Genomic DNA, 12,814 nt, shown 5'->3' with positions numbered 1-12,814 from the left:
ACGCTACTGGCGCGATCCGATCTCGACGATGGGCGCGCCTCGCATCGCGGCCCGTGTCGCGACCGCGAGCGAGATCAGGCCGATGACGCCGAGCGAGCCGACGATCGCGATCGCCTCGAGCGGCGAGAGGTTCGGCAGCAGCCGTCCCGAAACGCCGAAGCTGATGCCGAGCAGCGGGGGCCCGGCCACCAGCGCTCCGAGCACCGCGGCGAGCACCACGACCATCACCGACTCCGTGCGCATCATCGCCCGCACCTGTCTGCGCGTCGATCCGACCAGCTGCATCAGCGCGAACTCACGCCGCCGCTCCCCGGTCGCCATCACCAGGGTGTTCACCACCGCGATGGCGATGTAGCCGAGGATGACGGCCAGCGCAACCAGGTTGACGAGCGAGTTCGCGTCGCGTGCACGGTCGCCGGCCGCCCGCAGCTCGCCGCGGTCCGCGACGGTGAATCCGGCTGCCTCCAGCGACTCCTGCACGTGCGCCCGCTGCCCCGGCTCAGTGCCCACGAGCACGTATTCGCTCAGGCCGGTCGTCGTGTGGGCGAGCAGCGCGGCGTTCGTCATCGTCGCGTCGCCGAAGCCCAGCCCTCGGGCGTAGACGGCGACCACCGTCGAGGTGACCGCCGTTCCGTCGCCGAAGTGCCCGCTGACGGTGTCGCCGACCCCCACGCCCGCTGCGAGCGCCGCGTCGGAACTCAACGCGATGGCCTGCGGGTCGGTGAGCGCTTCGAGCGCACCGGCCGTCACGCCGAGATCCATCGTCGAGGCCGTCGCTGCCGGGTCGATGCCCTGCACCGGATACTGATCGGACGTCGGGTCGCCGAGCTGCTCGAAGCTGAAGATCATCTGGCTGAGCGCCACGGGGTTGGCTTCGCGCACCCCCGAGGTCCGGGCGATGGAGGCGACGGCGGCATCGGACAGTCCGGATGCCCCGCCCGTCACCATCAGATCGGCGGTCACCCCGGCGTGCGACTGCGACGTGGCCTCGGCCGCGACGATCGACTGCGTGCCCACCTGCACGAGGGCGAGACCGATTCCGAGCGCCAGGGGGACGATCGCGGCAGCCAGGCGACGAGCGTTGCTGCGCGCATTCGCGGCCGCGAGGAACGCGGCGGGCGACCTCACGTGCCGGAGCGGCCAACCGAGCACCGCGACGGCGATGCGCACCAGATGCGGCCCGAGCAGACCGACCGCGACGATCAGGAGCAGCGCGGCCGCGATCGGCCCGGCGACTGCGATGGTCCCGGGGAGGAAGAGCGGCACGGCAGAGGCGAGCAGGCCGATGGATCCCAGGACGAGGCCGGTGATCGTGCGCCCGCGCCCCACCCGAGGCGGGGTGGTCGATGCCTCCCGCAGCGCTTCGATCGGATTGATGCGCGCGGGTCGCCGGGCGGCGACGGCCGCGGCGAGTTGGGATGCCACGAGCATGACCACGACCGCGACCAGCGCGGGAATCGCCCCGAAGGTGAGCGCGAAGTCCTGCGGGATCACTCCCGCCTGCGCGAATCCGAGTCGCATCACCACGGCCAGCAGGTAGCCCGGGATGACGCCGATGAGTGCTCCCGCGCCCGCCACGAGCAGCACTTCCTGTGCGATGAGTCGGTGGATCTGCAGCGGTGTCGCGCCGATGGCGCGCATCAGGGCGAAGTCCCGCCTCCGCCGCTGGATCGACAGCGACAACGTGGTCGCGACCACGAACAGGGCGATCAGCACGGCCGTGCCGGCGAACGAGGATCCGATCGCCACGAGGGTTCCTCGCGCTGCACCCGCGTCGAGGAACTCGACAGCGCCGCGCTCGTCCCCCGTGTAGGTGACCGTGTCGGGCAGTTGCGCGCGAATCTCACTCGCCAGTTCGCCCGGCGAGATGCCCGGGCCGGCGAAGACTCCGACGAGGTCGCCGGCACCGCCGCCCGGCGCCAGGGCGGATGCCGCGGCATCCGTCATGAAGACGTGCCCGGCACGATCTGGCTGATCGCCCGACCCGGCGGCGGCGACCCCGACGACGCGATAGTCGGCGTCGATGCCGCCGTGGGCGAGCGTGATGGTCGCGCCGAGTTCGGTGCGCGGCGCCAGGTTGTCGTCGACGGCCACCTCGTTCGCCGCGACGGGGGTGCGGCCCCGGCTGATCCGATACGGGGTGAGCGCCGCCGAACTCCATCCGTGGGCTTCGATCAGCGAGCCGTCCCACGACAACGGGACCGTCGCATCCCTGATGACCTCGGCTGCGGCAGGGAGGGATCGAATCGCGGCGACCGCATCGGTCGGAAGCGGCACGCGCTCGGGAAGCGAGTACGTCGCGCCCTCGGGGGTTTCGAACGACTGATCTCCACCCACGATCACGTCGGCCGCGGCGTAGCGTTCCGGGTCGATCCCGCCGCGTGAGCCCGATTCGATCAGCACGCCCAGCCCGGTCGCCAGCATCGTCGCGGTGAGCACCGCCACGAAGACACCGATGAGCGTCCCCCGGTTCTGGCGGATTCCCGCCCGGATGAGGGTGTTCATGATGTCCTCGATCCGGTCATGCGATCGGCGATCTGCGCGGTCGTCGCACCTTCCAGCGAACCGACGAACGCACCGTCGGCGAGGAAGATGACGCGGTCGGCGTGCGACGCGACCACCGGATCGTGGGTCACCATGACGATGGTCTGGTTCAGTTCGCGGGTCATCTGGGCGAGCAGTTCGAGCACTTGGAGCCCGGTTCGCGAGTCGAGCGCACCCGTCGGCTCGTCGGCGAAGACGACATCCGGCCGCGTGATCAGCGCGCGGGCGATGGCCACCCGCTGCTGCTGCCCGCCCGAGAGCTCCGCCGGGCGCCGTTGTCGGAGCGCGTCCAGACCCACCGAGCGGATGATCCGATCCAGCCAGCCTCGTTCCACCCGGTTGCCCGCCAGAAGGAGCGGCAGCGTGATGTTCTGCTCCACCGTCAGCGCGGGAAGCAGGTTGTACGCCTGGAAGACGAAGCCGACATGCTGCCGCCGGAACTTCGCGAGCTTGTTGGCCCGCATTCGCGAGATGTCGGTGTCGCCGATCCGGACCGAACCGCTCGTCGGAGTGTCGAGGCCCGCCGCGGCGTGCAGGAACGTGCTCTTCCCCGATCCCGACGGTCCCATGATGGCGGTGAACGATCCTCGCTCCAGGGTGAGGTCGATGCCGCGAAGCGCGGTCACCGCCGACGTGCCGGTGCCGTAGCTCTTGACGACCGCGTCGAGCCGCAACGCCGGCGCGACGGTCGAAGCGGGAGCGGGTGCCGCCTCCGGAGTGCCGATCGTGGTGGCCGGTTCTGAGGTGTTCGCGATGGTGATGACGCGTGCATCGGACTCGCCCATGATCACTCAGCTCCACCGACCTGGACGCCGAGCGAGATGTCGAACCCCAGACCGTTGCGGGCCAGACCCATCTCCAGCAGCCCCGCGCCTTCCAACCAGTGCGCCATGCTCAGATCGCCGGTGTCCCGAGGGCGAAGTCCGAGGCTCGTGATGAATGCGGAGACCTTCGCTTTGGCCTTCGCGTCGTCACCCGCGATGAACACGTCGACGGGGTCGCCCGCGGCGAGGATGTGGCGGAAGAGGGTGTTGAAGGCTTTCACGACCTGGGTGCTCGCGGGGGCGACGTCGGAAATCTGCTGCGCGACCGACGTGTCGTGCGGGATCGCCAACGCGCTGGCGTCGGCGTTGAAGGGATTCGTGATGTCGACGACGATCTTGTCGGCCAGCTCCTCCCCGTATTCGCTGACGATCGGCACGGCGCCGGCGAACAGCACCGCGAGGATCACGATGTCGCCGACCGGGGCATGGCCCCATGTTCCGACCGTTGCGCCCGGGCCGAGGGCGCGGGCCAAGGCCGTGGCTTTGTCCGAATCCCGGCCGACCACCTCGACGGTGTGGCCTCCCCTGAGGGCCAGGGCGCCGATGGCACCGGCCATGTTCCCCGAACCGATGATGCTGATGCTGCTCATGACGTGCTCCTTCGTCGAGTCCGCATCGTTCGGCCGGGAACGGGCTCTCTCGTGGTCGATTGGAGCACCAAGGTGAGGCACCCCTCCGGTCACTGGATAGAACCGGAGGGGTGCCTCAGCCATTCCCCTGTTCCAGCACGAATCTGGGAACCGGCCGTTCGTCCGATACGGCAAGCGGAGGCCCCCCTCGGGTAGCGAGGTAGATTTGACCTGTGAGCAGTACCGAAGTCGAGCGAGCACAGAAGCCTCGGCGTCGCGACGCCCAGGAGCGCCGCGACCGGCTCATCGTCGCGGCACAGCGCGAGTTCGCCACCCGAGGCGTGGATGCCTCCCTGGAACGGATCGCTCGCGACGCCGATGTCGCCATCGGGACCCTGTATCGCCACTTCCCGACCCGGCTGGACCTGCTCCTGGCCGCCCTGGAGCCGCGACTTCGCGAGTTCACCGAGGGATCCGAGAACGCGCTGGCGATCGACGACCCCTGGCAAGGGTTCGTCTCCTACCTCGAGAACCTGTTCCGCGTGCAGGCCGGCGACCGGGGGTTCAACGACTTCCTCTCCCGACGCTTCCCCGGCAGCGCTGACACCGAGCGCATCCACGACCGGATGTGCCGCGAAATCGACGACGTCCTCACCCGAGCGCAGGAGGCCGGCGCGGTGCGCCCCGACATCACGCTGGCCGACATCGTCAACCTCATCTGGTCGAACGGCCGCATGATCGACGCCACCAGCGCCACCGCACCCGACGCGGGGCGCCGTCAACTCCACCTCATGCTCGACGCCTATCGGGCCGAGCGGGCACATCCGATCCCCGAGCCGCCGATGACCGAACAGCAGCTCTACGACGCCATGGTCCGGCTCAGCACGGCGCCCTGAATCGCGACCGCGCCGAGATGCTCGGCCGCGCTGCCAGAGCTGCGTGCGAATCGTACGTCCGCCGCGCCGCGACTCGATCGTCGTTCCATGACGAGAGGCTCACGGAGACAGGTACCTGATCAGAATGAGCTTGTAGGGCGGATGGGACTTGAACCCGTGACCGATGGGTGTCTGAATCGGTCGGACCCTGGTGCCGACGCTCCTTCCTGGAGATCCGGGGTGGAACAACGCGATACCGTTGTCGGTGAGCATGCGTTGGGGGAACACGATTCCGATGACGCATCGGTCGCCTACTCGTCATCCAGAGCCTTCAGCCACTGGCGAAAGTCCTCGGTGGCGTGGAGGAAATCGGTGGGACTAGTTCGTAGATCTGCACCGGCGAGCTGCTCTACAGCTCTCCAGATGGCGGGATCGTCGACGCGCGGAGACGGTTCAATCACCCATACGGATGCCCAATCGGCGGCGGCTACTCTCGACATCCTTCCTGAGATCAGCGCGCCAAGGACACGCCTGACTGCGTCGCGGTCCGGCGGATTCGGAGCATTCACCAACTGCCCCCAGAGTTGCCTGAGTCATCGAAGTAGTGGTGGTGGGCCGCCCCCTTCATTCGGTCCGGACGCTCTGTGAGTCGTCGGTTTCGATTTGATGGGTGCACTGCCGAGCGTACTCGGCGGGCGGTAGGTAGCCGAGCGAGGAGTGCCGGCGGTGATGGTTGTACTCGTCCTTCCAGTCGCCGATCACGACCTGCGCGTGCAGCAGCGAGTAGAAGCTGTTGATGTTCAGGCACTCGTCGCGGAGCCGGCTATTGAACGACTCGACGTACCCGTTGCGCCACGGCGAGCCGGGCGGGATGTAGGACAGGCCGGTGCGGGTGCCGGCCCAGTCGGCCATCGCGTCGCTGATGAACTCCGGTCCGTTGTCGGATCTGAGCACGGCCGGGGCGCCGCGGACGGCGACGAGGTCTTCGAGGTGGGCGGTGAGCCGTTCGGCGGTGATCGACCGCTCGGTGAGCCCACCTATGCACTCGCGGGTGTGCTCGTCGACGATGGAGCAGATCTTGATCGGACGGCCCTGCTCGTCGGCATCGAACTGGAAATCCACCGCCCACACCACGTTCGGCGCATCCGCGGCAGGTGCCTCGACAGTCGAGGACCCGACGCGTTTGCGTCGACGCCGTTGCGGCACCCGCAGGCCCTCGACACGCCAGAGGCGTTGGATCTTCTTGTGGTTGACGACCCAGCCCTCGGCGCGAGCGTCGTGATACGCCCGCCGGTACCCGCAACGCGGGTGCTTCTTCGCCCAGGCGCGCAGCCAGTCCCGCAACGCACGGTCCGGGTCCGCGACCGTGTCGCCCTTGAGCGGGCGCCGGTATGCGGAGCGTGAGAGCCCGGCCAGGCGGCACGCCATCCGCTCGCTCACCCGCAGTGTCCTGATCAGGTGAGCGACGGCGGCACGGCGCCTGCCCGGGCTTAGAAGTTTCCCTCAGCCAACTCCTTGAGCGCGGCCTTCTCCAGCTCCGCCTCCGCGAGCAGCCGCTTCAGCGTCGCGTTCTGCTTCTCAAGCTCCTTCAGACGCTTCGCGTCGTCGGCCTTCAGACCGCCGTACTGGTTACGCCACCGGTAGTACGTCTGCTCGGAAATCCCGAGCTCCCGGCACACCGCCGCGACATCCGCGCCGTCAGCGAGCATCCGGTCGGCCTGACCGAGCTTGCGAACGACCTGCTCCGGAGTGTGACGCTTCCTGCTGTTCGACATGATCTGACCAGTCTCCCTGCCCGCAACCACGGGCAACAGGACGACTCTCAGAACCACCGGACCTACGAAAAGGGGTCAGCCCAGTGGACCTTGGGTTCCCCATTCTCTGGCCGCACGATCCGAACGCGTGCCGACTGATCAAGTGTCTCGTGCCACGTACGTATCGCACCAGAAGCTGGATCCCGCTCGGGTGCTCACAGCATTGATGGTCGGGTTCGTTTCGCTCGTGCCTGCGGCGCTCGTGAGCCTGACGATCTACATTGCGCGCGGTTACACGCCGACCCCGCTGGTCATGGGCGCAGGGGCTTGGGCGACGATCACCTCGTTACTGTTCGTCGTGCTCACCACGGTGATGGCGTCCGGCATCGCCGGAACCTTCCGCCGCAGCGTGACGACCGTGCTGATCGTGTGCACCCTGATCACCATCGGCCCGGCCCTGCTGAACACAATCCGAGGCCTCGCGCTCTACCTCCTCGCGGGGGCGGCCGGCGTTCAGAGTCCGCTCATCGTGATCGGGAACCTCGCGAGGTTCCTCCCCTGGGAAGGCGCGAACTTCCTCGACTATCAGACCCCTGGACGGCAGGCCGAGTTCGCCGCGACCGATCAGGCTGGTGTCCTGAACCTGTCGCCGACAGCAGGCATCCTGATCACGGCCGGGTGGGCACTCATCGCGCTTGTCGCCTGGTTCGCAACGGATGCGCTCCGCGCGGCGCGGACGCACTGACGGTCCCCGCGACAACCATGCGCGTGCCACACGAACGCGGCGCGGCGAGTACCGCGCCGAGACGCTCGGCCGCGCTGTCAGAGCTGCGTGCGAAGCGTACGTCCGCCGCGCCTCGACTCGATTGTCGTTCCACGACGAGATGCTCACGGAGACAGATACCTGATCAGTACTCGTTTGTAGGGCGGACGGGACTTGAACCCGTGACCGATGGACTCGACCGGGCCTGCGTGGCCCGACTTCGAAGCTCGGCGAACGCTCGACCGATCTCGACACGACCGGGGATTTCTCGCCGATCCTGAAACTACGACTTCCAGAGTACTCGGGATGCCTCGGAGCATCTCGATAGGGCTCGAATCGAATAAACGTTGGATAAACGTTGACGCATCAAGACCCGCGCCACGTCTACGAGCCTTGACGCAGAGGGTGGCGTCCCTCTGAGTGGTGGAGTTTCTCAACACCGGCGAGGTCAGCTGCTTCTGATTATGCCGCGATGAGTTCGGGGATGCTGTCCTCCTCTCCGGTGGTGTTCAGCAGGGCCATGGAGGCGTCGCTGAAGTAGCGGCGGTCGGCGCTGTCCCATTCGTCGTGCTGCTCGATCAGGACGTGCCCGGCGAGGCGCAGCAGCGCGGCAGGGTTGGGGAAGGTGCCGACGACGTCGGTGCGGCGCTTGATCTCCTTGTTCAGCCGTTCCAGCGGGTTCGTGGACCAGATCTGCTGCCAGTGCGCGGCCGGGAACCCGGTGAACGCGAGGAGCTCATCGCGGGCATCCTCGAGCATCTCGGCGATGGCCGGATGGGAGCGTTCGAGCATGCGAACGACCTCCCCGAACTGTGCTTTGACGAGGCTGGCCTTGCCGCGCGGGACGAACACGGTGCGGATGATGGAGGCGACCATCGGGCCGGCGACCTTGGGGACCTTCGCCAGGACGTTGCGCATGAAGTGAACCCGGCAGCGCTGCCACGAGACGCCTTGGAACGCGACCTGGATGGCTTTGATCAGCCCGGAGTGGGCGTCGGAGATCACCAGGCGCACTCCGCCGAGACCGCGGGCCTTCAACGACCGGAAGAACGCCGTCCAGAACGGCTCGGACTCCGTATCGCCGACGTCGAAGCCGAGGACTTGCCGGGTGCCGTCGGAGGCGACGCCGATCGCCACGACGATCGCCTGCGAGACAACCTGACGACCGACACGGGCCTTGCAGTAGGTCGCATCGACGAACACATACGGGTAGTCCTGGGCGTCCAGCGGCCGTTCGCGGAACGCGGCGACGTCCTCGTCGAGGTCCTGGCAGATGCGAGACACCTCGGACTTGGAGATCCCCGAATCGGCGCCGAGCGCCTTGACGAGGTCGTCGACCTTCCGGGTCGAGACACCGTGGACGTAAGCCTCCATCACGACCGCGAACAGCGCCTGATCGACCCGGCGGCGCCGCTCCAGCAGCGACGGGAAGAACGACCCCTGTCGCAGCTTCGGGATCCGCAGATCCAGATCCCCGGCCGTGGTGGTCAGCGTCCGCGGACGCGACCCGTTACGGACCGCGACACGCCCCTCCGAGCGTTCGTAGGACGCGGCGCCGATGAACGCAGTCGCTTCCGCGTCGATCAGCTCCTGGTAGAGCTTCTGCGTCGCGAGCCGGATCCGGTCGCTGACATCGGTGGACTGCAGTTCCCCGAGGAGCTCGAGGAGGGCAGACTGGTCTAGAGCCATCGTGCGTTTGTGTCTTCCTGTGAGTGACTTTGATCGGTACTCACTGACCATCGCACGATGGCTCACCAGCGTCTACGACGCCGCGAGCCCTGCCGGAAACCCCACCACACCCGGGGACGCCACCGACGCAGAGTCCACTGACGGCACGAAACCCAGGCCGATTTACTCGCGCAGGAGGGCACTTCGACCGCGGGGAACTTTCGGTCATCTGGCGAGCTGGGTGCTCGCGCCGCCGGGACCCACGTGTCAATCCGTCACGATCACGCGCGCGCGATGTTGTAAACGCGACCCGCCGCGGTGCCGGCATCCCGGATCGCCTGCGTCGTCGCGCGAACCGCGATGAAGTAGGTTCCTGGCCGGTCGAACGTTGTTCGCTCCGTCACGACGAGATCGCTCGCGGGTGCGACAGCGATCGGCTCACCAAGCAGACCGCTGCCGTCGAGATCGGTCGCGATCGCGACGATCGGCAGACCGCGTCGGGGTGTCCCGACAGCGATCACGACCCTCACCTCTTCGCCCACTCGCACGCGAGCAGTGTCTGAGTCACTCGCCGCGATCCGCACACAATCGGCTGCACCCCGCCCCGCTCCGCGAGGGTTTCCGGGATTGAGATCTGCCTGTTTTCGACGGTGTAGTCGGTGGATGCCGCGGGCTCGACACCGTCCTCGACCCAGGCGGCAAGCTGACGGAGCGCAGTGTGGAGCGCTCCGACGTAGGGGATGGTGTGCGTCTGGTTCTGCTGGGTCTCATCGTCGCCATGCGTCGCGTTGTCCATGAACCAGAGGCGAAGCCGGGCGGATGCATCACCACCGGCGTGTTCGTCGACGCGGCGCCGGTACCAGTCGGCCGGCCAGGGGAAGGCCTCCCGGTCGAGCAGCGATCCGACGATGATCATCTTGTCGACCACGGCGCCGGTCGGCACGGTTCCGGATGCGCGCGCGGTGAACAAGGGGCCGAGTATCATCGGGCGCTGCGGGTGCGTCGAGGCACCATCCTCGTCACGGAACTGGTCCCACACGGGATATTCCGGACCTGGGCGCGCGATGTGGATGCGTTGTCTCCGAGTTCGACCTCAATGCGGAGGCCTTGCCACCGGCGACCACCAGGATCGCCTGCCGTCGCTGATCGAACGCGAAGAGCAATCGCAAGTCGGATCGGCCGCTCGATCCGGCCGTCGTGATCCTTGGGAACCACGAGAACTGGGGCTACGCGCAGCCGCAATGGACGCGAACCCCGGTCAGCCAGTCCAACTGTTTGAGCACATCCGTTTCTCCCACATGTCCATCGGTGGTCGCACGCCGGCCCGCACTTCGCGAGCTTGGAATGTGCGCCGTCCATCGACCAGTTCTCGCGCCAGGTCGGCGTCAACTGGTGGTCCGGCGAAGCGATCCTCGAAGAGCATGTCGACGAGATCGACGCCGGCGGCCACGCCGAGGTGTTCCTAACGCACCGCCCACGACAGACCGAGGTGGGTATTGACGCTGTTGACGTATTACGCTGGTATTGACGCTATTGACGGAGGGAGCTGGGATGCCGATCACGCAGGAACCGGAACGCGGCGCAGAACCTCATCTGTCCGTCCGACGGCACGGTTCGGACGAAGAGTTCGATCTTCAGATCCTCCCGCTCGAAGCGTTTCACGTAATCATCGTGCGTCGGGCATCGGAAGAGCCGGTTGACTTGGATGCGGCGATCAGTGCATCGCTCAAGCCGGGTCCCGTCGAGGTCGATCTCCCGCCGACCGCATCCAATCTGATGGTCGAGTTTCTCGCCCGGCTTCAGTCGGCGATCGCCGAGCGCGGCGCCCATTCGCTGGACGATATCGACATTCCAGAACTAGCGGACCGGCTTGCCGCCGTCCTTCCGACAACAACCGGCAGCGACTGGGACCGGCTCGTAGGCCCGTTCTACGACACCCGGGCCCTCGCCCGATGGAAGAATCTGTCCAAGCAGCGACTGTCCGTGCTCCGACGCGAACGCCGGCTACTCGGGCTAACCACAGCTGATGGAGAACTCGTTCATCCGTCGTTCCAGTTCGACGACGGAGGCGGCCTTCTCCCGCACCTGCCGGATCTTCAAGACATTCTTGAGCGAGGCATCGAAGACGAATGGACTCGCGCGCTCTGGCTGAACACTCCGCTCGAACTGTGGGGCGGGTTGACCGCAGCGCAAATGCTTCGCGGCTCAAGGGACGATGTGGCAGCGGTCCTCAGGATGGCTGAGCAAGACATTCGCGCGCGGTACGCATGACGCGCGAACAGGTCGCGCAACAACTTCCAGCATCTGACCTCGACCTCACTGACTTTCCGTCCGCGTGGCTCAACCCGACGGCGACACTCGCCCGCGCGCACTCGGCAGACCGCAACGCAGGCTGGTTCTCTTCGAATCTGGGTGGCCGGTTCGACCTTCCGGCGCCCGACGGCACCTGCTACCTGGCTGATGGTGTCCTTGTCGCGCTCCGGGAGGCGCTCGGCGTGGTCACTTTGAATCGGTCTGTGCCGGCGACAGACGTCGACGCCCGAGCCGTCACCCTGTTGACCAATGTCGCCGGAAGGTTCGCCGGGGTCAGCTTGCCGGAGGCAGCAAGTTTCAGCGTGACCAGCGAGCTGACGTCGATGACCCCATACGCGGTGCCGCAGGCGTGGGCACGTGCTTTCCGAGCCGCCGACTTCGACGGAATACGTTACGGCTCCCGATTTACGCCCGGCGCTGCGACCTCATGGGCTCTGTTCGGTGAGGCCGGCGCCCATCCAATCGGCACAACCGTCGAGGTGATCACCGGCAGGGAAGCATGCAAGCGTGCAGGCCTCAACGTGCTCGAAGGGCCGCCGCGTTCCTCCGACCTTACGAAGGTCGAACCGCCGGTCTGACCTGTGCGCCTCACTCGGAACCTTGCGACGAGCGACCGATAGCGGTGATGGCCGAGTGTGGCCAGTCCGGGTGTCGACCCCTTGTCTGTCAATCGATCCATCAGCGTTTGCTGTGTTCCCGTTCTCAGGGTTTCTGATTACACCGTGGTTTCGGCCGAACTCGCGCTGCACGAGGTCGTCGTGGACCGGAGGGCCGGCTTCTTGCCCTTCCCGCGGGCCTTGCGTTTCCCGAACGCTGACCACCAGCCGTTGGCGGACGCGATCCGCCACGCGGTCCGGTCCGCCATCGGCTCCCCGGCATCGCGGGCCTCGTCGGCCAGCAGCCGGTGCCCGAACTCCGGGTCGTCACGATGCGCGTCGAACAGCGCGTTCGCCCGATACGCCTCCACCACCTCGGCGTTCGTGATCGGTGCCCGCAGCCACCGGTAGTAGGGCTGACGGGAGAGCTTGAGAACCCGGCACGTCACCGCGACAGGAACCCCGTCAGCGGCGAGCTCTTTCACGAGCGGGTAGCTCATTTTCCCGGCAGATGAGCCTGCGCGAAGTACGCCGCCGCACGGCGGAGCACCTCGTTCTCCTGCTCCAGCAGCCGGACCCGCTTGCGCAGCTCCCGCGCCTCGTCGGCCTCCGCCCGGGTCACGCCGGGCTTCGCGCCGGTCTCGATCGCGGCCTGGCGGACCCAGTTCTGCAGACACGTGTCACTGATCCCGAAGTCCGCCGCGATCTGACGCAACGGCACACCGGGCTCACGGTTCACAGCGACGCGAACCACATCGTCACGGAACTCGCGGGGATAGGGCTTGGGCATGATGACATCCTCCCAGCGGCACCACACGGCACCACAGATCAGGTGTCACCAATCCGTGCAGCAGACCCGGCCATTTTCCTGTCCGCGTTCGCTGCACTCCGAGACCCGGAATCCCGCG

General features: G+C 67.1%; 15 protein-coding genes. 4 read left to right on the top strand and 11 right to left on the bottom strand.

Going from position 1 to position 12,814, the window contains the following annotated elements:
* Window positions 1–3: 3 nt before the first annotated feature.
* The 3 genes from MTO99_RS04145 to MTO99_RS04135 are packed head-to-tail and all read right to left on the bottom strand — an operon-like array spanning window position 4 to window position 3,958.
* Window positions 4–2,505 carry an ABC transporter permease gene (locus MTO99_RS04145; RefSeq protein WP_243557189.1) on the bottom strand — a complete coding sequence of 834 codons (2,502 nt, stop codon included), beginning with the start codon at window positions 2,503–2,505 and terminating at the stop codon, window positions 4–6.
* Window positions 2,502–3,329 carry an ABC transporter ATP-binding protein gene (locus MTO99_RS04140; RefSeq protein ID WP_243557187.1) on the bottom strand — a complete coding sequence of 276 codons (828 nt, stop codon included), beginning with the start codon at window positions 3,327–3,329 and terminating at the stop codon, window positions 2,502–2,504. Before MTO99_RS04140 ends, MTO99_RS04145 begins: the two co-directional genes overlap by 4 nt.
* A 2-nt stretch (window positions 3,330–3,331) precedes the next feature.
* A complete protein-coding gene (locus MTO99_RS04135; RefSeq protein WP_243557185.1) occupies window positions 3,332–3,958 on the bottom strand; it encodes an NADPH-dependent F420 reductase in 627 nt (208 codons plus the stop codon).
* A 212-nt stretch (window positions 3,959–4,170) separates the two neighbouring features.
* On the opposite strand from MTO99_RS04135, the gene MTO99_RS04130 reads away from it, so the two are divergent.
* Window positions 4,171–4,833 carry a TetR/AcrR family transcriptional regulator gene (locus MTO99_RS04130; RefSeq protein WP_243557184.1) on the top strand — a complete coding sequence of 221 codons (663 nt, stop codon included), beginning with the start codon at window positions 4,171–4,173 and terminating at the stop codon, window positions 4,831–4,833.
* Window positions 4,834–5,123: 290 nt separating this feature from the next.
* Here the strand turns inward: MTO99_RS04130 and MTO99_RS19270 are convergent, their stop codons facing one another.
* The gene (locus tag MTO99_RS19270) at window positions 5,124–5,381 is read right to left on the bottom strand and encodes a YxzC family protein (RefSeq protein ID WP_494337203.1); all 258 of its coding nucleotides are present in this window, start codon (window positions 5,379–5,381) and stop codon (window positions 5,124–5,126) included.
* Between the two features lie 55 nt (window positions 5,382–5,436).
* Window positions 5,437–6,587, bottom strand: a protein-coding gene (locus MTO99_RS04125) for an IS3 family transposase (protein WP_243554133.1) whose coding sequence is annotated in 2 segments (ribosomal slippage) — window positions 5,437–6,317 and window positions 6,317–6,587 — 1,152 coding nt in all. Because the reading frame shifts where the segments join, the coding sequence is not laid out codon by codon here.
* A gap of 226 nt (window positions 6,588–6,813) precedes the next feature.
* Between MTO99_RS04125 and MTO99_RS04120 the strand changes: the two genes are divergently transcribed.
* The gene (locus MTO99_RS04120) at window positions 6,814–7,311 is read left to right on the top strand and encodes a hypothetical protein (RefSeq protein WP_243557182.1); all 498 of its coding nucleotides are present in this window, start codon (window positions 6,814–6,816) and stop codon (window positions 7,309–7,311) included.
* A gap of 480 nt (window positions 7,312–7,791) precedes the next feature.
* Here MTO99_RS04120 and MTO99_RS04115 read toward each other — a convergent pair whose 3' ends face one another.
* The 4 genes from MTO99_RS04115 to MTO99_RS04100 all read right to left on the bottom strand — a co-directional run bounded on the left by MTO99_RS04115 (window position 7,792) and on the right by MTO99_RS04100 (window position 10,447).
* Complete coding sequence (locus MTO99_RS04115) at window positions 7,792–9,018, bottom strand: IS256 family transposase (protein ID WP_243553753.1); 1,227 nt, start codon at window positions 9,016–9,018, stop codon at window positions 7,792–7,794.
* A gap of 260 nt (window positions 9,019–9,278) precedes the next feature.
* The gene (locus MTO99_RS04110; protein ID WP_243557180.1) at window positions 9,279–9,518 is read right to left on the bottom strand and encodes a hypothetical protein; all 240 of its coding nucleotides are present in this window, start codon (window positions 9,516–9,518) and stop codon (window positions 9,279–9,281) included.
* A 5-nt stretch (window positions 9,519–9,523) separates the two neighbouring features.
* On the bottom strand, window positions 9,524–10,036 hold the full coding sequence (locus tag MTO99_RS04105) for a hypothetical protein (protein ID WP_243557178.1): 513 nt from the start codon (window positions 10,034–10,036) through the stop codon (window positions 9,524–9,526).
* 219 nt (window positions 10,037–10,255) lie between these two features.
* On the bottom strand, window positions 10,256–10,447 hold the full coding sequence (locus MTO99_RS04100; protein WP_243557176.1) for a hypothetical protein: 192 nt from the start codon (window positions 10,445–10,447) through the stop codon (window positions 10,256–10,258).
* Between the two features lie 101 nt (window positions 10,448–10,548).
* Here MTO99_RS04100 and MTO99_RS04095 point away from each other — a divergent pair, with 101 nt between their 5' ends.
* Window positions 10,549–11,268, top strand: coding sequence for a hypothetical protein (locus tag MTO99_RS04095; protein ID WP_243557175.1), 720 nt, complete (start codon window positions 10,549–10,551; stop codon window positions 11,266–11,268).
* Window positions 11,265–11,888 (top strand): RES family NAD+ phosphorylase, encoded by a 624-nt coding sequence (locus tag MTO99_RS04090; RefSeq protein ID WP_243557173.1) that lies wholly within the window; start codon window positions 11,265–11,267, stop codon window positions 11,886–11,888. Before MTO99_RS04095 ends, MTO99_RS04090 begins: the two co-directional genes overlap by 4 nt.
* A 137-nt stretch (window positions 11,889–12,025) precedes the next feature.
* On the opposite strand, the gene MTO99_RS04085 is transcribed toward MTO99_RS04090, so the two are convergent.
* Together MTO99_RS04085 and MTO99_RS04080 are read right to left on the bottom strand one after the other, a co-directional pair.
* Window positions 12,026–12,406, bottom strand: coding sequence for a hypothetical protein (locus MTO99_RS04085; protein WP_243557171.1), 381 nt, complete (start codon window positions 12,404–12,406; stop codon window positions 12,026–12,028).
* Complete coding sequence (locus MTO99_RS04080) at window positions 12,403–12,696, bottom strand: transposase (protein ID WP_243557169.1); 294 nt, start codon at window positions 12,694–12,696, stop codon at window positions 12,403–12,405. Before MTO99_RS04080 ends, MTO99_RS04085 begins: the two co-directional genes overlap by 4 nt.
* Window positions 12,697–12,814 lie beyond the last annotated feature (118 nt).

The sequence above is a fragment of the Agromyces larvae genome (assembly GCF_022811705.1).
Taxonomy (GTDB): Bacteria; Actinomycetota; Actinomycetes; order Actinomycetales; family Microbacteriaceae; genus Agromyces; species Agromyces larvae.
This window is presented reverse-complemented; position numbering and strand designations above follow the sequence as displayed.